At 43.0% G+C, this 23925-nt stretch carries 17 protein-coding genes and 1 pseudogene; 15 read left to right on the top strand and 3 right to left on the bottom strand.

Features of this window, described 5'->3' with window-relative positions:
* From Q4557_RS14145 to Q4557_RS14125, 5 genes and pseudogenes are all read left to right on the top strand, one after another.
* Window positions 1-173: pseudogene (locus Q4557_RS14145) on the top strand (IS3 family transposase); the annotation flags it as partial.
* 929 nt (window positions 174-1102) lie between these two features.
* Entirely contained in the window at window positions 1103-2419 is a 1317-nt protein-coding gene (locus Q4557_RS14140) for a CmpA/NrtA family ABC transporter substrate-binding protein (protein ID WP_303413492.1), read from the top strand.
* Between the two features lie 170 nt (window positions 2420-2589).
* Window positions 2590-3498: an ABC transporter permease gene (locus tag Q4557_RS14135; RefSeq protein WP_303413490.1), complete on the top strand. Its 909-nt coding sequence runs from the start codon at window positions 2590-2592 to the stop codon at window positions 3496-3498.
* A gap of 38 nt (window positions 3499-3536) precedes the next feature.
* Window positions 3537-4379, top strand: coding sequence for an ABC transporter ATP-binding protein (locus Q4557_RS14130; RefSeq protein ID WP_102477193.1), 843 nt, complete (start codon window positions 3537-3539; stop codon window positions 4377-4379).
* Between the two features lie 139 nt (window positions 4380-4518).
* Window positions 4519-5679, top strand: a complete 1161-nt coding sequence (locus Q4557_RS14125) for an alginate export family protein (RefSeq protein ID WP_198590450.1) — start codon at window positions 4519-4521, stop codon at window positions 5677-5679.
* 108 nt (window positions 5680-5787) lie between these two features.
* Here Q4557_RS14125 and Q4557_RS14120 read toward each other — a convergent pair whose 3' ends face one another.
* On the bottom strand, window positions 5788-7035 hold the full coding sequence (locus Q4557_RS14120; protein WP_303413478.1) for a dicarboxylate/amino acid:cation symporter: 1248 nt from the start codon (window positions 7033-7035) through the stop codon (window positions 5788-5790).
* A gap of 362 nt (window positions 7036-7397) precedes the next feature.
* On the opposite strand from Q4557_RS14120, the gene Q4557_RS14115 reads away from it, so the two are divergent.
* From Q4557_RS14115 to Q4557_RS14090, 6 genes are all read left to right on the top strand, one after another.
* A complete protein-coding gene (locus Q4557_RS14115; RefSeq protein ID WP_303413476.1) occupies window positions 7398-7820 on the top strand; it encodes a YqaA family protein in 423 nt (140 codons plus the stop codon).
* A 163-nt stretch (window positions 7821-7983) separates the two neighbouring features.
* The gene (locus tag Q4557_RS14110; RefSeq protein WP_303413474.1) at window positions 7984-10815 is read left to right on the top strand and encodes a pitrilysin family protein; all 2832 of its coding nucleotides are present in this window, start codon (window positions 7984-7986) and stop codon (window positions 10813-10815) included.
* Window positions 10816-11069: 254 nt separating this feature from the next.
* Window positions 11070-12692 (top strand): glutamate--cysteine ligase, encoded by a 1623-nt coding sequence (gene gshA, locus Q4557_RS14105; protein WP_277869089.1) that lies wholly within the window; start codon window positions 11070-11072, stop codon window positions 12690-12692.
* Window positions 12692-13120 (top strand): hypothetical protein, encoded by a 429-nt coding sequence (locus Q4557_RS14100; protein ID WP_102438110.1) that lies wholly within the window; start codon window positions 12692-12694, stop codon window positions 13118-13120. The genes gshA and Q4557_RS14100 overlap by 1 nt, the downstream gene beginning before the upstream one ends.
* A 305-nt stretch (window positions 13121-13425) precedes the next feature.
* Entirely contained in the window at window positions 13426-14043 is a 618-nt protein-coding gene (locus Q4557_RS14095; protein ID WP_303413471.1) for a hypothetical protein, read from the top strand.
* Between the two features lie 277 nt (window positions 14044-14320).
* Window positions 14321-15499: a methyl-accepting chemotaxis protein gene (locus Q4557_RS14090; protein WP_102477195.1), complete on the top strand. Its 1179-nt coding sequence runs from the start codon at window positions 14321-14323 to the stop codon at window positions 15497-15499.
* Window positions 15500-15590: 91 nt separating this feature from the next.
* On the opposite strand, the gene purK is transcribed toward Q4557_RS14090, so the two are convergent.
* A complete protein-coding gene (gene purK / locus Q4557_RS14085) occupies window positions 15591-16715 on the bottom strand; it encodes a 5-(carboxyamino)imidazole ribonucleotide synthase (protein WP_303413467.1) in 1125 nt (374 codons plus the stop codon).
* Window positions 16715-17206: a 5-(carboxyamino)imidazole ribonucleotide mutase gene (gene purE / locus Q4557_RS14080; RefSeq protein WP_076542981.1), complete on the bottom strand. Its 492-nt coding sequence runs from the start codon at window positions 17204-17206 to the stop codon at window positions 16715-16717. Before purE ends, purK begins: the two co-directional genes overlap by 1 nt.
* 409 nt (window positions 17207-17615) lie before the next feature.
* Between purE and Q4557_RS14075 the strand changes: the two genes are divergently transcribed.
* The 4 genes from Q4557_RS14075 (at window position 17616) to Q4557_RS14060 (ending at window position 23859) form a co-directional block, all read left to right on the top strand.
* On the top strand, window positions 17616-18704 hold the full coding sequence (locus tag Q4557_RS14075; RefSeq protein ID WP_102438118.1) for a von Willebrand factor type A domain-containing protein: 1089 nt from the start codon (window positions 17616-17618) through the stop codon (window positions 18702-18704).
* 209 nt (window positions 18705-18913) lie between these two features.
* A complete protein-coding gene (locus tag Q4557_RS14070; protein WP_303413485.1) occupies window positions 18914-19477 on the top strand; it encodes a sigma-70 family RNA polymerase sigma factor in 564 nt (187 codons plus the stop codon).
* A complete protein-coding gene (locus Q4557_RS14065) occupies window positions 19470-20333 on the top strand; it encodes a hypothetical protein (protein ID WP_303413464.1) in 864 nt (287 codons plus the stop codon). The genes Q4557_RS14070 and Q4557_RS14065 overlap by 8 nt, the downstream gene beginning before the upstream one ends.
* 241 nt (window positions 20334-20574) lie before the next feature.
* Window positions 20575-23859, top strand: a complete 3285-nt coding sequence (locus Q4557_RS14060; protein ID WP_102477199.1) for a S41 family peptidase — start codon at window positions 20575-20577, stop codon at window positions 23857-23859.
* Window positions 23860-23925 lie beyond the last annotated feature (66 nt).

Raw genomic sequence — 23925 nt, 5'->3', positions numbered from 1 at the left:
AACTCAAGCGTATCGATGATAATGACATCATTGAGGCCGTATCAGGCATCGCAGAGAAGCATAGGGCTTATGGTTTTCGAAAGATATTTAAACGACTACGGCTCCTAGGGCATCAATGGGATCATAAACGTGTGTATCGCGTTTATTGTGGTTTAAAACTTAACTTACGACGTTAAGAATTATCAAACTTTAATATAAACGCACACCAGGGGGCTGCATATGTGCTTGCTTTTTGAACGCAAAGTGACCTGTGCAGCCTGTTTTGTATGAAACTTTCTTACATAAAAATTATACTTAAAAAAGCCATTTCACAAAAATATCAATTTATGATTGTATTTGGCGATATCAGCTTATGGTTATTTTTGTGCTAACTCCATGATTATATTTGAAAGTGAAATATCAACTTATGGTTGTTTCAACAAGAGTTGTTTCAACAAGAGTAACCATCAGCTAATGCGTCTCAATTAGCTTAAGTTAGTGATTCAGATTAGTTACTCGCATTAGTTGCTAAATAAAAGCCACTTAATCACCAGATTAAGTGGCTTTTTTATATCGGTAGCTCAATTTCATTTGCTTATCTATCGGTTTAGTTATCGACACAGCCATGACTTAATCATTTACTCTGCGACTAACACAATCACAATCACAATCACATACACAATCACATACGCAATCACCTACACAGTCAGCAACTAAACCCCAAGTTCCGGTGCTAGTCTAAAGTTAAATGCTGCCCAAAAAAGTGCAACAGTATTTTATCTTGCACCGTTACGGACGCTTAGGGGCAATAGGTTTTTCAGTTGCAAACACATTTAATCATTTATAACAGAGGTTTACATTTATGGCATGGTTACTGAATGGACTATGACAACAATACTCGTCATTGAGACTATTTATTGGTTTAATCTGCAGTTTGTTGAATATTTATGCAGAGCGACAAGATGGAACACATTAACGATAAAGCAAAGGCGCTTTAATTATTCCTTAGGGATAATTAAAGCGCCTTTTTTGTTTTAAGTCATTTTAAACTTAAAAGGGATAAACGATGAACTGGAAAACGTCTTTTAAACAGCTTGCGGTCGCGCTAAGTATTGGTGCAGCGATGCAAGTTAATGTTGCCACTGCAGAAGTAGGCTTTCCTGAAAAAGAAGAGCTGACATTTGGTTTTATTAAACTGACCGATATGGCGCCTATCGCTATCGCTTATGAAAATGGTTATTTCGAAGAAGAAGGCTTATACGTCACCATCGAAGCTCAAGCTAACTGGAAAGTGTTACTGGACGGCGTGATTGATGGCCGCTTAGATGGGGCGCATATGCTAGCAGGTCAGCCTATTGCAGCCACGATTGGTTATGGTACCAAAGCCCATATCATTACGCCTTTTTCAATGGATTTAAATGGTAATGCTATTACTGTATCCAATGATATTTGGGCGCAAATGAAGCCTAACATCGCTAAAAATGCTGATGGTAAACCGGTTCATCCCATTAAAGCTGACTCGCTCAAACCTGTGGTAGATAAATATAACGAGCAAGGTAAGCCCTTTAAAATGGGCATGGTATTTCCAGTCTCTACCCACAACTATGAACTACGTTATTGGTTAGCCGCTGGTGGTATTCACCCCGGTTTTTATGCGCCTCACAAAGGTGATACTTCAGGACAACTTGACGCTGAAGCTTACTTATCTGTTACGCCGCCACCGCAAATGCCATCAACCCTTGAAGCTGGCACCATCTATGGCTACTGCGTTGGTGAGCCTTGGAACCAACAAGCGGTATTTAAAGGCATCGGGGTGCCAGTGGTTACCGATTATGAAATTTGGAAAGATAACCCTGAAAAAGTATTTGGTATTACTGCAGAATTTGCTGAAAAGTATCCAAACACCACTATTCGCTTAACTAGAGCATTAATTAAAGCGGCTAAATGGTTAGACGAAAACAACAATGCTAACCGCCCAGCAGCTGTGAAAATCTTATCTCAATCTAACTATGTTGGCGCTGATTACGATGTGATTGCCAATAGCATGACGGGCACCTTTGAATATGAGAAAGGTGATAAGCGCGCGGTGCCTGATTTCAACGTGTTCTTTCGTTATAACGCAACCTACCCATATTACTCAGATGCGATTTGGTACTTAACCCAAATGCGTCGTTGGGGACAGATTTCAGATGATAAGCCTGATTCTTGGTACAAAGAGATAGCTGCCAAGGTTTACCGTCCAGATATCTATGCAAAAGCGGCGCAATCGTTAATTGATGATAAAAGTATTGATGCCAAACATTTCCCTGACTTTGCTACTGAAACGGGCTTTAAAAAGCCGCAGCAACATTTTATTGATGACATTGTGTATGACGGTAGTGCACCGAATGCCTATATCAACAAGTTCAGTATCGGATTAAAACAAGGCGACAAACTGTAAGCCTGAGCTTAAGTACTTTATCTCGAGTTTTATGTCGAGTTTGATTCAGATTTTATGCAAGTAAGAGCTATCGAAGTGAGGATAGACCTATGACAACCATTGCAAGATTAGCGCAGAGACTCCCTATGGATAAGTCGGCTGTAACTTCGTTGTTAGCCAAATCAGCGGCAATGAGCAAAGCATTATTATTACCGCTCATCGGTATTACCGTGTTTTTGGTTATTTGGTCAATTACAGCCAATAATATTAATACATCCCTAGGTAAGTTTCCTGGTCCTGTGGCTGTTATAGGTCAGTTCGATGGGCTTTACCAAGAGCATAATGCCGAGCGAGAAAAGGCGGCGGCTTTTTATGAGCGCCAACAAGTTCGCAATAATGCAAGGCTGGCTGCCGATCCCAGTTATCAAGCGAAAACCAGAACGTATACCGGTAAGGAAACCTTCTTCGATCAGATAGTGACCTCACTTATCACGGTTATGTCTGGGTTTATACTAGCCGCCATTATTGCTATCCCCATGGGGATCTGGATGGGGTTAAGTAAAACCGTTAATGCAGCGGTTAATCCGATAGTGCAAATATTCAAACCTGTGTCACCACTGGCATGGTTGCCGTTGGTGACCATGGTGGTGAGCGCGTTATATGTGTCACCAGATCCTATGTTCTCTAAATCATTTATCAACTCCATGTTAACCGTCACCCTCTGTAGTCTGTGGCCCATGGTCATTAATACCTCAATAGGGGTGGCATCCATTGATTCTGACTTACTCAATGTCAGCCGGGTGCTGCGCTTATCACCGTTAACCCACGTACAAAAAATCGTGCTACCAGCATCAATACCACTGATTTTTACTGGCATGCGTTTATCCCTGAGTGTCGCATGGATGGTGTTAATTGCCGCTGAAATGTTGGCGCAAAACCCTGGGCTTGGAAAGTTTGTTTGGGATGAGTTCCAAAACGGCAGTTCAGAATCTCTGTCACGGATTATGGCGGCAGTGATTGTGATTGGCTTTATTGGCTTTTTGTTAGACCGTGGCGTACTGGCACTACAGCGCTGGTTCTCTTGGGATAAAAGTCACTAACTGGTTGAAGAGTTCGTTGAGGAATAAGGATAAATCTTATGAGTGTATTTTTAGACATTAGTAATATCGACATGGACTTTCCAACCCCAAATGGGCCGTTTAAGGCGCTAAAGGAAGTCAATTTAAAAATTAATAAAGGTGAGTTTGTCTCGCTTATTGGTCACTCGGGGTGTGGTAAATCAACCGTACTCAATATTGTGGCGGGGCTATATCAGGCCACCAAAGGTGGGGTAATTTTAAATAGTACTGAAGTCTCAGAGCCCGGGCCTGAGCGAGCTGTGGTATTTCAAAACCACTCTTTATTGCCTTGGTTAACCTCATATCAAAATGTGGAATTAGCAGTAAAGCAGGTGTTTAAAGGCACTAAGTCAAAAGCTGAAATGAAGCAATGGATTGAATACAACCTGAGCCTAGTGCATATGGATCATGCGATGCACAAACTGCCCAGTGAAATATCTGGCGGCATGAAACAACGAGTGGGCATCGCCAGAGCCTTGGCAATGGAACCTGAAGTGCTATTGATGGATGAGCCTTTTGGGGCGCTCGATGCTTTGACCCGAGCCCATATGCAAGACTCGCTGATGGAAATTCAACTGGAGCTTAATAATACCGTCATCATGATCACCCATGACGTGGATGAAGCGGTATTGCTGTCAGACAACATTGTGATGATGACCAATGGCCCAGAAGCAACCGTGGGTGAAATTCTTACAGTTGATTTACCCCGCCCAAGAGATCGTCTGGCGCTAGCAGAAGATCCTGAATACAACCGTTTGCGGGCCGAAGTACTGAAGTTTCTTTATGAGAAACAGCGCAAAGTAGAGCCTATTAATATTAGTAAGTCATTAACTACATCAGATGAACAGGCTGAAGCGGTTTAACACTGATGCATGGAACAGTTTAGTTATAAATATAAAAGGAAAGATGATGAAACAGAAGCAACTCGCTGCACTGATTAATAGCAAATTAACCAAATCGATAGTAAGCCTTGCGGCGCCGCTATCATTAACCTTGTTGGCCATGGGCTCGGCTCATGCTGAAACGACCCAGTCCGTTGCTGATGCGGTCACCCAAGGCAGCGTTAAGGTCGACTTGAATTTGCGTTATGAAATGGTTGATCAAGATAATGCCTTAAAAGATGCTGATGGTTTAACCCTTCGCACTCGTCTGACTTATGCCACAGCTGATTACTATGGTTTTTCGTCCACCCTTGAGTTTGAAGATTCACGTGTGGTTGCCGGCGTTGATGATTACAACAATACCTTAGGTAAAAATCCGCAATATTCAGTGATTGCCGATCCAGAAACCACCGAGTTTGATCAATTCTTTTTAAAATATAACTATGAAGGCTTTACCGTTAAAGGTGGTCGCCAAGTCATTACCTTTGATAACCAACGCTTTGTGGGTCATGTGGGCTGGCGTCAAGATAGACAGACCTTCGATGGGGTGATGTTAGAGTACAAATTTAACGATGTATTTAAAATTGACTACGGCTATATCAGCCAGCGTAATCGTATCTTTGCACAGGAAAAAGATATCGATTCAAAAGATAACCTGATAAATGCTTCACTAAAAACCGATTTTGGTACCTTAAGTGGTTATGGGTATTTACTAGAAGAAGATAGCGCCATTGATAACGGCCTTGATACCTATGGTTTACGCTTTGCTGGTAATACCGATGTGGGTGATATCAAAGTATTGTATTCAGCAGAGTATGCCACCCAGGATTCTGATAACGCAGACTTGTCCTATTCAGCTGATTATATGAGCGTTGAGGCTGGAGTCGGTTTTTCGGCGATTACTATTAAAGTGGGTTATGAAGTATTGGGATCAGACGGCGGCGACTATGGTTTCCAAACACCTTTAGCGACCTTGCATGGCTTTAATGGTTGGTCAGATCAGTTTTTATCAACCCCTAAACAAGGCTTAGCCGATCTTTACGCCTCAATTGGCGGTAAGGTGATTGGCGGTAAATGGGCGCTGGTATATCACGATTTTGAGGCTGATGAATCATCGGCTTTAGTGGATGATTTAGGGTCTGAAATTAATGCAGTCTTCAGCGTGCCGGTGACAAAAAATTATACCTTAGGGGTTAAATACGCCGCGTATTCAAAAGGCGATACTGCTGCAGGTAAAGTCGATACTGATAAACTGTGGTTATGGGCTAATGCTAAGTTCTAGCCGTAGCTTTTAAGCAGTTGGTCTGAACAGTTAACGCTTAAATAAAAACGGCTAACTCAGTTTGAGTTAGCCGTTTTTTAATAAATTTTCGCTGCTGAGCGACTCGATTTAAGCCGCTTGATTTAGCGCTTTTTCATCTGAATAAAACTGTTGCTCATCGAATTGGCCTTCGCTTTTGCCAACAACCACAGCTGTCATCATGTCACCAGTGACATTGGTTGCGGTGCGGATCATATCAATAACGCGGTCAATAGCGGCGATAAAGGCAATGCCTTCAAGGGGTAAACCAACCACGCCCAAGGTCACTGTTAGCATCACCATCGCACTACCTGGAACACCTGCTGTACCTACTGACGCCACAGTTGCCGTTACCGCAATGAGCATGTAGTCGGTCATATCCAGTGGAATACCGTAAATTTGCGCAATAAATATCGCCGCAATAGCAGGGTAAATACCGCCACAGCCATCCATGTTCATGGTAGCGCCTAACGGCAATACAAAGGCGCTATAGCGCTTTGATACACCCATAGACTCAGTACATTTACTACTTGCTGGTAAGGTGCCAAAACTTGATGCGGTGCTAAATGCCACTAGTTGAGCAGGCATGGCTTTACGGAAAAATTGTACAGGGCTTAGGCCGGCAGCAAACTTCACTAAACCACCATAAACAAAAATAATATGAATTAATGCGGCCACATAAATAGCCACAATAAACTTACCTAATGGCAGTAAAGTTGACAGGCCGTATTCACCAACAACCCATGCCATCAAGCCAAACACGCCGATAGGGGTAAGCTTTAGTACCATGCGGGTTAGTTCAAACATTACTTCTGAACCTGCTTCAATGGTGCGCTTAAGTGGCTCTGCCTTTTCACCAACGGCGTTAATTGCAATACCAACGAGCGCTGCAAACACGATAATTTGCAGGACTTTACCTTCAGCTAATGATGCAAAAGGGTTTACTGGGATCATGTTTAGTAATACTTGGGCAAACCCTGGGATATCACGGTCGCGCACTTCTGAGGTCGCTAGTTCTAAACTGCCGCCCATATCAAATGAGCTACCAATGGCTAAACCAATAAACGATGCCATGGTGCCAGTAAACATGAACATGCCTAAGGTTTTAAAGCTTAAGCGCTTTAAATTAGCTTGTGAGCCTAATGAGGTAATACTGACAACGATGGCGCAAAAAACTAAAGGTGCAACCAACATTTTGATGGCGCGAATAAATAAATCACCTAAAGGTTTTAGTATTACTGCACTTTCGCCTAAAGCTACACCTGCAAGGATACCTAAGGCAAAGCCTGCGAGTACTTTTTGCCAAAAAGGAATGCGTTTCAAGGTTTGAAAAATCATCAAGGTTCCAACTATTTATTATGCTTGCCAGTCGTTACCAGCAAGAGGATTATTATTTCAATAACCTTATACAATCACACAAAAGGCCATTGAATAGTCATTGTAGCTATGTATTACGTTAGCGGTATAAACTGAGTTTAGCCATTGACTTCAGGCTATTTTAAGCCAGCCTAATTAGAGTCTTTTAGGTAATATTTTTCGAATTGTATTCAGCGAATATCGTCGGGACAAACCGTTTTTAATATAACTTATATCATTTTTTCAATTTGTTAATTACATATTGAAATTCAACAGCTTGTTAACTCGTTTTTATATTACGAGTTTAATTGCTAAAACACTATAGATATCATTAGGTAAAGTAAATGACTGCATTGTGGTTAATGTTCAGCGGGGCTTTTTTAGCGGCAACTTTGTTACCAGGAGGTTCAGAAGTTTTACTTGTAGCCTTACTTACGGATCAACCAGAAACCTGGCTTGCGCTGCTGGTGGCTGCCAGTGTTGGTAACACCTTAGGAGCAATAAGCAGTTACTATTTAGGCTATTTAGGTCGCTTTGCTAAGATGCCAGAGGATCTAGCGAGTAAGAAATACCAACATGGATTAAAATTAATTGAAAAATATGGCTATTGGGCGTTGCTGCTTTCTTGGTTGCCATTAATTGGCGATATTCTATGTTTACTCGCTGGCTGGTTAAAGCTACCTATTATCCCGTCTACTGTCATGATGTTAATCGGTAAAACGATTCGTTACTCATTAATAGTGGCTGCCTTTATGTTGGCATGGTAAAACAACTGTTATTGGTTTTTTTTATAAAACCCTATCGTGATCACTGTTGTTAGCTATCTGATTGGAGAGGATATTTTTATATGCGATTGAACCAACAAGGTATAAAACGACTCATAGCATCACATTGACTGATTTCATTGGCTAGATTTCAAGGAGTATATAAGTGAAGAAATGGATCTTGGCAGCAGCGATCTCTATCGCCATTAGTGGCTGCGCACATGAAGCAACAATTTCCCCTGCGTTACCTCAAGGGGTCACATTAGTTGAAACCGTCGCTCAAAGTGACTCTGTGGGTATTCCTTATAAGAAATATCAGCTAGAAAATGGTCTTACGGTGATTTTACATCAAGATACCTCAGACCCTCTCGTTCATGTTGACGTCACTTATCATGTGGGCTCAGCTCGTGAAGTGGCGGGGCGCAGTGGCTTTGCCCATTTATTTGAGCACATGATGTTTCAGGGCTCGCAAAATGTCGGCGATGAGCAGCATTTCAAAGTCGTTACTGAGGCTGGTGGCACCTTAAATGGCACCACCAATACCGATAGAACCAATTATTTTGAGACTGTACCCAGCAACCAGCTGGAAAAAATGCTCTGGCTTGAATCTGATCGTATGGGCTTTTTATTGCCAGCATTGACCAGTGAAAAATTTGAAGTCCAGCGTGAGACAGTTAAAAATGAACGCGCTCAGCGAATTGATAATCAACCTTATGGCCGTTTGAATGAGCGCTTTAACCAAGCAATGTATCCTGCTGGGCATCCGTATTCGTGGCCAGTGATAGGTTGGCCAGAAGATTTAGAGCGTGCCAGTGTTGATGATGTGCGTAATTTCTTTAAGCGCTGGTATGGCCCTAATAACGCTACCTTAACCATTGGTGGTGATTTCGATGAAATGCAAACACTAGCCATGGTGAATAAGTATTTTGGTGAGCTAAAACGTGGTCCAGAGGTGTCAGCAGATCCTAAAACCCCAGTGGTCTTAGATAAAACCCGTTATATTTCAATGGAAGATAAAGTTCATTTGCCGCTGATTTATATGGGTTTCCCCACAGTATACGCTCGACATAAAGATGAGGCCGCGCTGGATTTATTAGCCAATATTCTCGGTGGCGGTAAAACCTCACTGCTATACAAAAACTTAGTCAAAGATGGTTATGCAGTACAAGCCTCGGTAGGTCATCCATGCCAAGAGTTAGCTTGTAGCTTAACCTTGTATGCACTGGCTAATCCCGCTTCGGGGGCAACGCTTGCGACGCTTGAGCAGAAAATTAATGACTCTATTAAGGAGTTTGAGCAGCGTGGCGTGACAGATGATGACTTACAAAAGGTTAAAGTACAGTTTGAAGCCGATACTATTTTTGGCATGCAAAGTGTAAAAGGTAAGGTATCAACTCTGGCCTACAATCAAACCTTTTTTGACAACCCTGACATGGTAGCCAGTGACTTGGCCCGTTATGCCAGTGTCACCAAAGATGATGTAATGCGGGTGTTTAATACGTATATCAAAGACAAACCTATGGTGGTCATGAGCGTTGTACCTGAAGGGGCAAAACAATTAATTGCCGCTGAAGATAACTTTACCCCAACCATGATGCCGGTAGCGCCAGAAGCCGTGAGCGGCGTCGATAACGTCAGACAAATTACCTCAAACTTTGATCGTACTATTATGCCAAAGGTGGGTGATGCGCCAGTACTAAAAGTGCCTGAGTTATGGAATGCTTCACTGACCAATGGTATTGAAGTCATGGGTACTGAGAGTCATGAAACTCCAACCGTTGAATTACTGATTTATCTTGAAGGCGGCCACCGCGTTGCGCCCCAAGGTAAAGCGGGCGTGGCGTCATTAACGGCATCTATGCTCAATGAATCAAGCGCTAAACGTTCAACTGAAGAACTAGCTGGCGCATTAGAAATGCTTGGCAGTAGTGTGTCCTTTGGTGCATCGGGCTCACAAAGCTATATTCAGCTTTCAAGTTTGACTGAAAATCTCGCGCCGACTTTAGCGATATTACAAGAGAAGCTATTTACCCCAGGTTTTGTTGAGGCTGACTTTCAGCGCCTTAAACAGCAGCAATTACAAGGTTTACAGCATCAAGAGTCAGATCCTAACTTTTTAGCGCGCCAAGGCTTTTCAACATTATTATATGGTGAAAACAGCCCGTTAAGCGTCAATGCTTCTGGCACCTTAGAAAGTGTTGCCGCATTAACCCTTGAGGATGTTAAACAGTTTTATCAGCAGCAGTATCGAGCGGGTAATGCCAAAATGGTGCTGGTATCTGATTTAAGCAAGCAACAAGTGCTGCCGTTATTAAGCCCGTTTGCAGCTTGGCAAGGCAGTGCCAGCTCGCCATTTGTATTACCGCAATTACCAGAGCTTGCTGGTGGCACCATTTACATTATTGATAAACCAGATGCGGCGCAGTCGGTTATTAATATTGGTAAGCGGGCGTTAACCTATGATGCAACAGGCGACTACTTTAAGTCTTACTTAATGAATTACCCATTAGGTGGCGCATTTAACAGTCGGATAAACCTCAATTTGCGGGAAGACAAAGGTTATACCTATGGTGCTCGCAGTGGTTTTAATGGTGACAGTTTAGTGGGGCGATTTATGGCTTCAGCCAGTGTTCGCACTGATGTGACTGCAGAGTCACTTATTGAGTTTATTAACGAGATTAATCTATATCAGCAGCAAGGTATGAGCGAAGAGGAGTTAACTTTTTTACGTAGCTCAATTTCACAAGGTAAAGCATTAGACTACGAAACGCCTTATCAAAAAGCGGGCTTCATGCGGATGATTCAGCGTTACCAACTTGATGACAACTTTACTGAGCAGCAGGCAAATATTGTTCAACAAGTTTCGCGTGCTGAGCTAAATGAGTTAGCTGCCACGCAATTAGACTTATCACAGATGGTGATGCTGATTGTGGGCGATAAAGCTGCTATTCTGCCTAAGTTGCAAGCTTTGGACTATCCTATAGTTGAAATAAAATAAGCATCGCAGTTGTTTTTAGGATAAAAAACCTTATATAGATCAGATATAGGGTTTGATAGCCATTTAAAAATGCTAGAATTTAGTAATTAACGGTGACAGGTTAACTGTTACCGTTTTTTATTTGTAAAACATAGTGAGTGTAGAATGGCTGAAAATGCTTTTTACTGTGAGCTCATATGTGTTTAATAACATGCTTTTAATTGGTTTAAAGAAATGTTAGTGCTAAATATCAGGTCTAGCAGTTTGAATGTCGCATAAGCGAGTCACTACAAGAGAACAGCAAATTGAATTCATTCAATGAAACAGTCGATTATCTATCAAATGCCCAAGGGCGTGAATCTTTACTCGGCATGGTACGAGGCATTGAGCGCGAAGCGCTGCGCATCGAAAGCACTGGCCACCTCGCGATGGATAGCCATCCGCAAAAGCTCGGCTCAGCCTTAACGCATTCTCGTATTACCACTGATTATAGTGAGTCTTTACTTGAGTTCATTACCCCGGTGAATACTAATATTGACACCTTACTTGAAGGGTTAACTCAAACTCACGCCTACAGTGTTAAAAACATGAATGGCCAGACGCTATGGCCTGTGAGCATGCCGTGTTATGTCGGCGATGAAAAAGATATTCCTATTGCCCGTTATGGCAGTTCTAATAACGGTCAAATGAAAACCTTATACCGTAAAGGCTTAACCCATAGATACGGCGCACTCATGCAAATTATTGCAGGGGTGCATTTCAATTTTTCAGTCTCTGAACAATTGTGGGATAGCTTATATGAACGTACTGATAAGTCAGTGTCGCGCTGTGAGTTCATCTCAGAGTCTTACTTTGGCATGATCCGTAATTATCGCCGTTTAGTTTGGGTATTACCGTATTTCTTCGGTTCATCTCCTGCGCTGTGTGGCTCGTTCATTAAAGATAAAAACGTCGGATTTGATTTTAAGAAAACCGGTAAGGGCACCTTATACCTGCCATATGCGACTTCACTTCGTATGAGCGATTTAGGTTACACCAATAAAGAGCAAGAACGCTTAAACATCAGTTACAACTCACTGCCTGAATATTTACAAGGGGTGGGCGAAGCCATTCGCATGCCTTCTGCCAGTTTTGAGAAAATCGGCGTTAAAGTCGATGGTGAATATCGTCAGCTCAATAGCAATGTGCTGCAAATTGAGAATGAGTTTTACTCGCCAATTCGTGCCAAGCGAGTCACCAAAGCAGGTGAGAAACCTTCAGAGGCATTGTCTCGCGCTGGAGTTGAATACATTGAAGTGCGTGCATTAGATGTAAACCCTTATAGCCCAATTGGTATTGATGCCAGTCAGGTAAGATTTTTAGACTTATTCTTGCTGTACTGCTTGCTGTCGTCATCAGAAAAAAGTGATTGCGCTGCAGAGCAGGAAATCGCCGCTAACTTGCAAGCTGTGGTAGTTGAAGGTCGAAAGCCTGGGCTTGAGCTAATTAAAAATGGTCAGTCAATTAGCCGCACTCAATGGCTGAATGACATATTTGAACCTCTGTCTCGCCTCGCTAAGTTGTTAGATGGTGATTCTGGTAATGCATACCAACAGGCATTATCGCAATGGCAAGCCGCTATCGACGATCCAAGTTTAACCCTATCGGGTCGCGTGCTGGACGATGTGGTTAATCAAGGTCAAGATCATAGCAGTTGGGTGAAAAAACTGGCGCTAGATTATCAGCAATATTTATCTGACTACCCATTATCCGCTGAGGTGGAAGCTGGCTATGTTGAAGAGGCGGCACTATCACTTGCTCAACAGCATATGGCGGAAGCGTTACCGAGTGTCGGCTTTGATGAGTTTTTAGCTGATTATTTTGCTGACTTATCCAAACCTGCCGCAGCGTGTCGTTAATGAAAAGGCTAGCTTTATCTGTGGTGGTGCTGGGTCTATTACAAGGCTGTGCATCATCAGTGGATGAGCAAGCTATCTGTGGCTCGGTGGCGAGTTATATAACCCCACCGACCTCGCAGAGTCTTTATCGCGTGGTGGTGACTCATCTTGATGGTAAGCCTGTTATCTCAAGGCCTTATTATAAATTAACCGCTGGAAAACATGAGTTTACCGTGGCAGAGCTCATTGAGTCGCCTGAGTTAAAAGTTAAGCTTGCTGCCCGTAAGCCTAAAAATATTGATGTTGATGTGAAAGCGCACCTGCAGCTTCATTTAGCGGCTGAATTTAATCAAGATAGAATTTATACTGGCGAGAATACCGATTACTGGCAACCCGTCATATGGCAGCAAGAGCCCCATGAATGTGAGTTTGCCAACCCCGATAATTAATGTGCCGCTTAGGCGCGATAAGTGTCCCCAATTAGGCAATAATTTAATGGTTTAGTTACTCATTTATTCCGATATTAAATGTTACCTTGATAGTCTTTTTAGAAAACCTTAGCCGCTGAACCTCCCTCTAGCCCAGCTTTATTGTCAGACTTGAGTTCAAGTATTTTTTGACTAATACCAATGGTCGCATTCTAGCGACAGATTAAGTTCTATTTTTTAACGCCGTGGTTTGCATCTAGTTTATTTTGATGTGAAAATCGAATCGCTTTAGTTAACTCCTGATATTGATTACTTTAAGGGCATTTATGACGTGGTTTTTTCGTGCTTTGGGCGCAATGTTTCTTTTACAGCTTACGGGCTGTGCAACTCCGCCACCTAAAGAGCCTGATAATTTATGCTCAATATTTCAAGAAAATCGCTCTTGGTATAAATCGGCGGTAAAAGCGCGCGAAAAGTGGGGCGTACCAGTACATGTGCCTTTAGCTATGATGTTCCAAGAAAGCTCGTTTAAACATAATGCCGCGCCACCAATGGAATACTTTTGGGGCTTTATTCCTATTGGCCGCGCCAGTGATGCCTATGGCTATGCTCAAGCAAAAACCATGACATGGGATGACTATGTACGTGAAACCGGTAATTCATGGTCAAGTCGCAGTAATTTTGATGATGCGATGGATTTTATGGGCTGGTTTATCTATAAAACCCATGCCATTAATGGGGTGTCAAAATGGGATGCGAAAAATCAGTATTTGAATTATCACGAAGGTTGGGGCGGCTATAAACGTGGCAGCTATAAAGCTAAAGCATGGCTTGGACCTGTTGCTAATCGTGTTGATGCTCGCGCCAGAAATTACGCTGCTCAGTATCATACCTGTAAAGAAGATCTCGACTCTTCCTGGTTATGGCGGTTATTTTTCGGTTAATACGCATTAGTTATTGTCATTCTCATCAGCCTCGCATTCGCGGGGCTTTTACTTTCTCTTGGTTAGATCAGTTTTTATACTTAACCTTGTTCATAAATATTTAACAATTAACGCTAAACTTTTTGCAGCTTATTCCGATAGTAATAAAACCGCTTGTGACAATTTGTAACCCTTGAGGCTATATGGCTTTTTGGGGGGATCAATGTTAAGCACCGCTAGCGCTAAAAGCTCATGACGAGTTGCTAGAAAAATATAATCACTACTTTCGGAACTGTATATGCAATCTCACAATAATAATAAATTACAGGCAACACTGCTTTATCCGTTAATCTCGTTGGTGCTGGTGGCATTGGTCATCATTGCATTTTTACCTTCTCAAATTGATAAAACCACGCTGTTACTCATTGTCGCGCTATTAGGTGCGGCGCAAACGATAGTAGGTCTGTATTTATTTAAGCAGTTTTTACACACACGCTTGAGTCAACTGGCTGAGTATCTAAGTTTAGTTATTAGTACGAAAGCCGCCCCTAAAAAGCCGCTAATCGATAGTGGTAATGATTTACTGGCGAAAATTACCAACGACCTTAGTGGTTTTATTGAAGAACTGAAATTGGTTTTAGATGACATTAAGCAAGATGCCAATAATTTTCACCATGGCTCGCAGGAGTTGGCGCAGCAAATGAATTCGGCTGAATCATCCGTTGCCAAAAGCACTGCTGAAACCGAGCTTATTTCAAGCTCATTAGCAGACATAGTGAAAACGGCAGATGAGTTATCAATCAATGCCGACGAATTTAAATCAACCTCTACGGAAGTGAAGCAATTACTTGAGCTCGGTAATAATGATGCGTTAAGTAATCAAACTGCCATGACCACCTTTGCCAATGGCATTGAAAGTTTGGTATCTGATTTAGATTTATTAAACAGCGACAGCCAGAAAATTGGTAATGTTTTAGAAGTGATTAAAAGTATTGCCGAGCAAACCAACCTATTGGCGCTAAACGCTGCCATTGAGGCCGCTAGAGCCGGTGAGCAAGGCCGCGGTTTTGCGGTTGTGGCTGATGAGGTTCGCGCATTAGCTCATCGCACTCAGGAGTCGACGGTAGAAATTCAAACTATTGTTTTAGAGCTGCAAGCCAAAGCGGGTAATGCTGTTAATGCCATTAGCGACAGTCAAAGAGTGACTAATGAAAGCGTGCAACAATGCCTGCGGGTCACCCAAGCATTTACTGATATTGGCGGCGCATTTGAGCAACTTGATAGTGTTGCCAGTAATATGACCTACAGCATTCAAGGGCAGCAATCTTCCACTAACAGTATCAGTAGTCGAGCGCTGGAAATTACCCGTTTGAGTCATGAAGTGCAGCAGAGCTTAAAAGCGATTTCAGACCGCGCTTATAGGCAACAAACCAGCTCTGAGCATCTTGAGAAAGTACTCACTCGAGTGTGTATTTAAACCCTAGCTAAATCATTACTTGCAAATCAATAGTCCATAAAAAAGGAGCCTTAGCTCCTTTTTTATGGGTTACGATTAAGTGCCATTGATCTTAATCAGCGCTAAATTCATCTAAAACCCAGGCTAATGGCGCTTGATACTGCTGCGGCATCCATTGTTGTAGCTGACCAATACTGTCGGTTAGCATCGCGCTATTATGAACCGATAAGTTTAAGTGACCCACTTTACGACCGACGCGAACTTCTTTGTTGTACCAGAATAACTCAGCGTTGGGTAAGCTTAACCAGCGGTCATCTTTATCAACACCAATTAAGTTCACCATCACACATTGATGATTCACTTGTGGGGTATGTAAAGGTAATCCGCACAAGGCACGCAGGTGCAATTCAAACTGATTGATATGACAACCTGATTGAGTCCAGTGACCAGAGTTATGAACCCGAGGGGCTAACTCATTAATCAGTAATTCATCACCAACCCGGAAACATTCCATCGCCATCACTCCAACATACTCAAGCTTATGCATAATTTTACTTAGCATGGCTTCAGCTTGGGCTTGTAAGTGGTTTAAGCGCGATAATGGCGCAATCGATGCCATTAAAATACCGTCTTGATGGAGATTTAACGCTAGCGGGTAAAATAAGCATTCGCCGGTTTGGGTTCGTACGCCCACTAATGACACTTCTTCATCAAAATTAATCGCTTGCTCAGCAATGGCTTCATTACGCCAATCAGCAGGGATGGTGGTTGATTCAGCTTGTTTTAACCAGTGTTGACCTTTGCCGTCGTAGCCACCGGTGCGGCGCTTTAATAATACTCGCTCGCCATATTGCTGATGCAACTGCGCCGTTTGAGTATTATCGTCAACCAGCACCCAAGGTGACGTTGGTACAGCTAACTCATCCAATAAGCTTTTTTGGGTAAAACGGTCTGCCAGCAGGCCAAAAACCGGGCCATTAATGAAATGCTTATGCTTGCTAAGTTGCAAGCTTAAGTTTGATTCAGGCCATTGCTCTCGTTCTGCGGTGATGACGTCAGTATCGTTAAGAGGTAAACGCTCATCTGATGGGGTCATAATATCAACCGGACGAACATTAATCGCTAAAGGCTGCCCAGCATGGGACAACATAGCGCCTAATTGACCATCACCTAAAACCCATACATTGTGCTGTGTAGCGTGGGTTTGATTTTTTTGCTCACCGTCCTGCTTAGCCATTAAGCTTCCCTCGGATCTGGATTTTCAAGGATTGAATTAGTTTGCTCTTCACGAAAAGCATCCAAACGCGCTGCAAGTTCACTGTCTTCAACCGCAAGAATTTGGCTAGCAAGTAAGCCGGCATTAAACGCCCCAGCAGTACCAATAGCAAGGGTACCAACTGCAATACCTTTAGGCATTTGTACGATAGACAGTAAGCTGTCCATGCCTGATAACGCTTTGCTTTGCACAGGCACACCCAGCACTGGAAGGCGGGTTTTTGAGGCAATCATACCGGGTAAATGTGCTGCACCACCGGCGCCGCCGATAATGACTTTAAAGCCTTTACCAGCAGCAGTGCTAGCAAAGTCCATGAGTTTGTCAGGAGTACGATGCGCTGAGACAACTTCAACGTGATATGGCACCTGCAGCTTATCCATAATTTCTGCGGCGGCTTCCATGGTCGGCCAATCACTCTTAGATCCCATAACTACGGCAACAAGGGCTTGCATGATAACTCCTTAACACACTTATTATATTAGAATAATTTTACTTATACCTGCATAGGGTACAGGCATTATAGGCTGCATTTTTGCGCCTATAAAAAAGGGGCTAGATAATATCATGTTGGCTCACATTTCGCTGCATTTCAGTGTTTTTTGGGGCTGAAACTCAGTTTGTGATTACGAATGCTTATACTGGCTTTTGGTAAACATCGAACAGCAATCGTGTACTGCAAGTTTTGGGTTATTGATAAGGTAAAAATTAACCCGTTAACGTTACGCATAATTAATGTGCTTTTGGGTTTATGGTATTGATTTATATTGTTTTGTTTTGGAGGTGATTAAATGTGAAAGATAAATAACCCTTTTTTAATCTGAGCACGTTAATAATAGTATTGTGGCTATTACGGAGTCATAGATGAGTAAATGTACAATTTATCAGGCGTGCAAACTAAGCCTATTGCTGCTTGTAAGCGTTAATGGGGTTGCTGAAACTCTAACATTACAGCCAAACTGCGTGGCTGCTCAGCAGGCTGTTGTGAGTCATGGCGGCAACATGGTTAGTGGTGAAACGCCATTATCCCTGCTGACATTTAATACGGATAGCAGCGGCTGTATCAGCGACTATAACAGGCTAAAGCACTTACTCAACCAGCAAATCTGGCCTGAAAAAAATACCATCCAAAGCCAGAATTTACTCAATGCATTTCAATATGACTTTAGTCAATATCAGCCATTATCTGAAAACTATCAGATACATACTGAACTGGCGCCATCGCCTTATAATAATGACACCTTGCTGCTGTTGATTAATATCAAACAGAGTGACAAGGCCACAGAGCCTGCAAAGCAAGGCTTAGCTTATTTACAAGCCAAGTTACGCTTCAATCCAAGGTTGATTACGGAATACCGACTGATTGGTTTTGAGCGAAATTATGGCAACCCCGTTAATAAACAAATGTCCAAAGGCCATGCTCGATTGCAGGCTCAATCAAGTGGCCAATATAGTGCCTTGTATGAGTTGCGCATCGATGATTCAGCTGCTTATAAATCACCAGCCCATAAACCAAGTGCTCAGCAGCGCTTTAGTGCCGATAACCTCGCCACATTGTCATTGCATGACATGCGTATAACAAGCCAACAAGCTTTGCTTGGCCAGTTTGATATTGACATTGCTCAACAAGACAAATTCTTTCAACAAGCCAGTGATGAGTTTCGTTTTGCTGCAGCGGTGGCGGGTTTAGGGCAATTAATTAATCAAAGTAATTATGTTCATGGCTTTGATTATCATGAGTTAGTTAATATCGCTCTTGATGCTAAAGGGGCAGATAGCCAAGGTGAGCGCAGCGAGTTTATTGCCCTTGTTAAGCAGGCGATGCTAGTGTCTGTTACAAACAATGTCGGGATAAAAAAGCCCCATCAACGACAAGCTTATCCGATGCCGCAGCCTATTTATGATACTCCGCCAAAGCAGGGCAGCATTATTGGCAAGGCTATTTTTAACTAGCCTATTATTAACTCGGCTATTATTAACGAGCTCATTGTCGACAGGAGTATTAATGATAAGGTGCTGTGAATAATATCGCTCAATTGCAGAGTATTAATAGACAATCGCATTTACGCTGGGCAAACTGTTTAAAGTGATTAAAAACAGTCTATAAAACAAGGTTGTCGGCGGTGAAGGATAAAATAACTGCATTATCAGATGAGCAATTAATGTTGAATTATCAGCAAGGGGACTCGCTTGCTTTTGAGCAGCTGTATAGCAAACATAAAGGGCCTTTGTATCGCTATTTTGTGCGCCAAATCAACGATAAGCAATTAGCAGAAGATCTATACCAAGACACGTGGGGCAAGGTGATAAAAGCCGCCAGCAGTTATCAAGTCACAGCCAAGTTTACCACTTGGGTTTATCGCATTGCCCATAACTTACTGATCGATCATGTGCGGGCGGTGAAACCATTAGATAAGTTTACTGACACCGCAGATGAGGGCATGGACAGCTTTGATGCCAGCACACTGGATAGTTCTCATCGCAGTCGCCCTGATGAGCAACTGCTTGATAGCCAAAAAGGGCAATTATTAAAGACCTGTATTAGTAAATTGCCTCAATTACAACGAGAGGCTTTTTTACTGAATATTGAATTGGGCTTAACAGCTACGGCAATCAGTGAGATTGCCGATGTAACCTTAGAGGCCACTAAAAGCCGCATTCGCTATGCCTATCAAAGTATCAAGCAATGTGTAGCGCTGAAATGGCAAGGGGCGGATCATGAGTGATTCTAAAGATAAAAGCTCAGTCAACGATAAGACTGATGAACAGTTTGTGGCTTTGCAGCAAGAAATTAAAACCCTGTATCAGCAGGATTTAGAAACGCCCCCCAAAGCGATGGATAAGGCTATCTTAGCCCAAGCTAAATTGAGCGCCGCTCCAGTTGAGCAGGCAAGAGCATCTCAAGGTTATTCAGCAGCCACAAATGTCGTGCAAGTGAGTTTTTGGCATAAGCATCGTTTAGGGCTGTCAACCGCGGCATCTATAATGATCATTGCCAGCGTGATATTAGTTAATCCAAACTTTACCCAACATGCCAATATAGATGCGGGTGACAGTGTGCCAATGGCAACGAAAGCCACTGAAACGCCTATTTCAGCAACAGTAACGCCAACAACTATTTCAGCAACGCCAACGCCAATGACGGCAACGACAGTTGAGTCTGCCGCTGATGTGCTCCCAACTGTGACAACTAAAGTTATGCCTCAACAGCAGCGTGAATCTATGTCTGCGGCTCAATCACAACCACAATTACAATCACAACCAGAATCTCAGCCTCAAGCTCAATTACCAACGCCAGCACAAACTCGTTCAGCAGTTACTGTCATGAGCTCAGCTAACGACATTAACTCAGCTAACACGACTAGCGCAGCCAACGCAACTGGCGCAGCTAAGGCAACAAACTCCATTAATGCAATCAAGCATTTAGCTGAACTGTTAGATAACAAACAATTGGAGCAAGCTCAGGCATATTCGAAGGTTATTGAGCTGCAATTCCCTGAGATTATTCAGCAGCAGCATCCTCAATATCAGCAATACCAACAATTACAGCAGCGCTTAAGCTTGCAACAATCGATTCAATAATGGCACTAGTGCGCTAACAGTAACATTGGCTCTAGCTTGAAGATTTGTTGTCGAGCTAGGTGTCCAAAGCACCAAGGGTAACAACAAAAGTTGTTACCCTTTTTTTGCGGCGAATAAGTTAATTGTTACAAATCCTTAAACTTTTATCGCAATAAATACTGGGTTTTATACTGCTAAATCAGTTTAAGTTTGCTAGTTTGATTGCTTGAAAATAATAATATTTACAAGGACTTTTCTGACTATGAAACTTCGCCATTCTGTTAGCGCCTGTTTATTAGCTCTTGGGCTGTTAAGCACATCCGCTCTTGCGGTTAATTCAGACAATCAAGGCTATTACCGCGCGCCAGCGCTACATGATCAAACCTTGGTATTTACCGCCGAAGGCGATCTTTGGCTTAGTCAGTTAAATCAAACTTCAGCAACACGATTAACCACCCAAGCAGCAGAAGAAATCGATGCTGTGATTTCAAAAGATGGTAATTGGCTTGCCTATAGCGCGAACTATGATGGCGCTACTGAAGTGTATGTCATGCCGATCAAAGGCGGCGTTGCCAAGCGAGTAAGCTTTGAAAATAGTCGCGTCAGATTGCAAGGCTGGACAGCCAGCGGGGAGATTTTGTATGCCACCGATAATGCTAATGGACCGGCAAATTACTGGGTTCTTAAAACGGTAGATCCACAGACGCTGCAATTAACGGATTTACCCCTAGCAGATGCGATTGAAGGCACCATTGATGATGCGGGCGAGTATGTTTATTTTACTCAGTTTGGCCTGCAAACCAGTGGTGATAACGCCAAAGTTTATCGTGGCGGCGCTTTAGGTGAAATTTGGCGATTTAAATTGGGCAGTAATCAAGAGGCGCAAAAGCTGACAGCAGCTCATCAAGGCTCAGTAAGACAACCCATGCTGTGGCAAAATCGGCTTTATTTTATTAGCGACCAATCTGGCAATGATAATATTTGGTCGATGACGCTTGATGGTCAAGATGCTAAGCAACATACCCAATTTAGTGCTTGGCAAGTCAGAGATGCACAGTTAAATGATGGTCGAGTTGTGTTTCAGCATGGGGCAGATATTAAAGTCTTTAGCATTAATGATGGCAGTTCATCCTTAGTCGATATTAGCCTGACTTCAGATTTTCCCCATCGCCGTGAACATTGGTTAAAAGATCCAATGGCATTTGCTACCTCAGTGGAGTTAGCCGCCAGTGGCGATAAAGCGGTGATCACCGCTAGAAGCCATGTAGCCATAGCAAGTCATGATGGCCGCCGCTTAATCCAAGTGCAATCACCCGCTAACGCCCGCATTAGAAATGCGTTATTAAGTACGGATGGTGATTGGGTTTATGGCATCAGTGATGCATCAGGCGAGCAAGAGATCTGGCAATTCCCCGCTGATGGCAGTGCAGGGGCAAAACAACTCACTAAAGATGGCAGTAGCTTAAGAACCAGTCTGCATTTATCACCCAATGGCCGCTATATTGCCCATGATGACTACGATGGCAATGTGTGGTTACTGGATTTAAACAAAGGTAAAAATACTAAAATCATCACCCATGGTGAAGGGTTAGGAGAATATCCGGATATCGTTTGGTCTGGTGATAGCCAATTTATTGCCTTAACCAAATTGGAAATGGGTCAACAGCGCCCGCAAATCGTGCTGTATTCGGTTAATGATAATAAAGCCCAATCCATTACCAGTGATAAATACGAGTCACATTCACCTAGCTTTAGCCCTGACGGACAATGGTTATATTTTTTATCAGCGCGGCACTTTAAAGCGACTCCTGGTTCGCCTTGGGGTGATAGAAATATGGGGCCGGTTTTTGATAAACGCACTGAAATCTTTGCCATCGCATTAACTGAAAAGTCGGTATTTCCCTTTGTAAAACCAACCGAGCTCAATAGCAGTATCATTGCCGATGCCAAAGAGGCTAGAAGTCAGGCTGATAGTAATCAAAAAGTCAAAGTGGATTGGGATAATATCAGTCAAAGACTCTGGCAAGTTCCGGTGGCATCAGGCAATTATTCCAGCTTAACTGCCAGTAAAGATAAGCTATATTTGCTCGATACAGTGGCAGATAAAAGCAGCTTAAAACTGGTGAAGTTTGATAACTTGTCGCCTGAGGTAACCGAGTTTTCCGCTGATATCAGCGACTATCAACTTTCAGATGATGGTGAAAAATTACTGCTAAGAAAACAGGCTAATCCAAGTGAGCTGCATATTGTTGATGCTGGCGATAAAATAGCCACAGAGCTTAAAAACACTCAGGTTGATACCGCCCAGTGGCAGTTATCTATAGCGCCAATGCAAGAGTGGCAGCAGATATTTGAAGATGCCTGGTTAATGCACCGTGACTCCTTTTTCGACAAGAATATGCGCGGGGTTAATTGGCAGCAGGTGAAGCAAAAATATCAGCCGTTATTAGCCCGCTTAACCGATAGAAATGAGCTTAATGATTTGTTCAAGCAAATGATGGGCGAGCTTGATTCATTGCACTCGCAAGTGCGCGGTGGTGATATAGCTAAAAACGACACTGCCACAGGGGCAAGTTTAGGGGCACGGTTAGCGCAAACCTCAAAAGGGGTGCTGATTAACCATATTTATCGTAACGACCCAGAGCTACCAACGCAGGCATCACCGCTGGCCCGTATTGACGTTGACGCCGCAGAGGGCGACATCATCAAAGCCATTAATGGTAAGCCTGTCAGCAGTCTTGCTCAGGTTAGTCAACTACTGCGTAATCAAACCAATAAACAAGTGTTGTTGGAGTTAACTCGTGGTAAAAAAAGCCATCAAACGATTGTTGTGCCCCATGATAACCGCACCGATGCCAAGCTGCGTTATTTAGACTGGGTCACCAATAATGCCGCTAAAGTCAGCAGTGCCAGTAAAGGCAACATTGGTTATTTACATTTGTATGCCATGGGGGCTGGGGATATTGAAAGCTTTGCCCGTGAGTTTTATACCAATTATGACAAAGACGGTTTAATCATTGATGTGCGTCGTAATCGTGGCGGTAATATCGATAGCTGGATTATTGAAAAGTTACTGCGCCGTGCGTGGGCTTTTTGGCAGCCCACCCATGGCACTGCTAATACCAATATGCAGCAAACCTTTAGGGGTCACTTAGTGGTGCTCGCGGATCAAATGACTTATTCAGATGGCGAGACCTTTTCAGCAGGCATTAAAGCCTTAGGGTTAGCGCCGTTAATTGGTAAGCAAACTGCGGGTGCAGGGGTTTGGCTTTCAGGGCGCAACAGCCTAACGGATAAAGGTATGGCAAGAGTGGCGGAGTATCCACAATACGCTATTGATGGCAGTTGGATTGTTGAAGGCCACGGAGTTGAACCGGATATTGAGGTAGATAACTTACCTTTTGCCACATTCTCGGGCCAAGATGCCCAACTTGAAACCGCCATTCGTTATTTAAAAGATGAGCTGATCCAAAAGCCAATCGCGCCGTTAAAAGCTAAGCCAATTCCTGCAAGCGGATTTGCGGCAGATACTAAAGCGCAATTTTAAAGGCGCTAACTTGAGTTAAGCTTGGTAAATAAGTGTAAAAAAACCGATATCAAGTCAAGTTGATAT

The organism is Shewanella sp. 5_MG-2023 (assembly GCF_030547465.1).
Lineage (GTDB): Bacteria > Pseudomonadota > Gammaproteobacteria > Enterobacterales > Shewanellaceae > Shewanella.
The sequence above is the reverse complement of the archived record's forward strand: the minus strand, read 5'-3'. Positions and strand labels throughout refer to the sequence as shown.

Excerpts from the sequence above, each read along its gene's own strand:
- Q4557_RS14140 (WP_303413492.1), top strand. The coding sequence starts at position 1,103 with ATGCAAGTTAATGTTGCCACTGCAGAAGTAGGCTTTCCTGAAAAAGAA.
- Q4557_RS14135 (WP_303413490.1), top strand. The coding sequence starts at position 2,590 with ATGAGCAAAGCATTATTATTACCGCTCATCGGTATTACCGTGTTTTTG.
- Q4557_RS14130 (WP_102477193.1), top strand. The coding sequence starts at position 3,537 with ATGAGTGTATTTTTAGACATTAGTAATATCGACATGGACTTTCCAACC.
- Q4557_RS14125 (WP_198590450.1), top strand. The coding sequence starts at position 4,519 with ATGGGCTCGGCTCATGCTGAAACGACCCAGTCCGTTGCTGATGCGGTC.
- Q4557_RS14120 (WP_303413478.1), bottom strand. The coding sequence starts at position 7,035 with ATGATTTTTCAAACCTTGAAACGCATTCCTTTTTGGCAAAAAGTACTC.
- Q4557_RS14115 (WP_303413476.1), top strand. The coding sequence starts at position 7,398 with ATGACTGCATTGTGGTTAATGTTCAGCGGGGCTTTTTTAGCGGCAACT.
- Q4557_RS14100 (WP_102438110.1), top strand. The coding sequence starts at position 12,692 with ATGAAAAGGCTAGCTTTATCTGTGGTGGTGCTGGGTCTATTACAAGGC.
- Q4557_RS14095 (WP_303413471.1), top strand. The coding sequence starts at position 13,426 with ATGACGTGGTTTTTTCGTGCTTTGGGCGCAATGTTTCTTTTACAGCTT.
- Q4557_RS14090 (WP_102477195.1), top strand. The coding sequence starts at position 14,321 with ATGCAATCTCACAATAATAATAAATTACAGGCAACACTGCTTTATCCG.
- purK (WP_303413467.1), bottom strand. The coding sequence starts at position 16,715 with ATGGCTAAGCAGGACGGTGAGCAAAAAAATCAAACCCACGCTACACAG.
- purE (WP_076542981.1), bottom strand. The coding sequence starts at position 17,206 with ATGCAAGCCCTTGTTGCCGTAGTTATGGGATCTAAGAGTGATTGGCCG.
- Q4557_RS14075 (WP_102438118.1), top strand. The coding sequence starts at position 17,616 with ATGAGTAAATGTACAATTTATCAGGCGTGCAAACTAAGCCTATTGCTG.
- Q4557_RS14070 (WP_303413485.1), top strand. The coding sequence starts at position 18,914 with ATGTTGAATTATCAGCAAGGGGACTCGCTTGCTTTTGAGCAGCTGTAT.
- Q4557_RS14065 (WP_303413464.1), top strand. The coding sequence starts at position 19,470 with ATGAGTGATTCTAAAGATAAAAGCTCAGTCAACGATAAGACTGATGAA.
- Q4557_RS14060 (WP_102477199.1), top strand. The coding sequence starts at position 20,575 with ATGAAACTTCGCCATTCTGTTAGCGCCTGTTTATTAGCTCTTGGGCTG.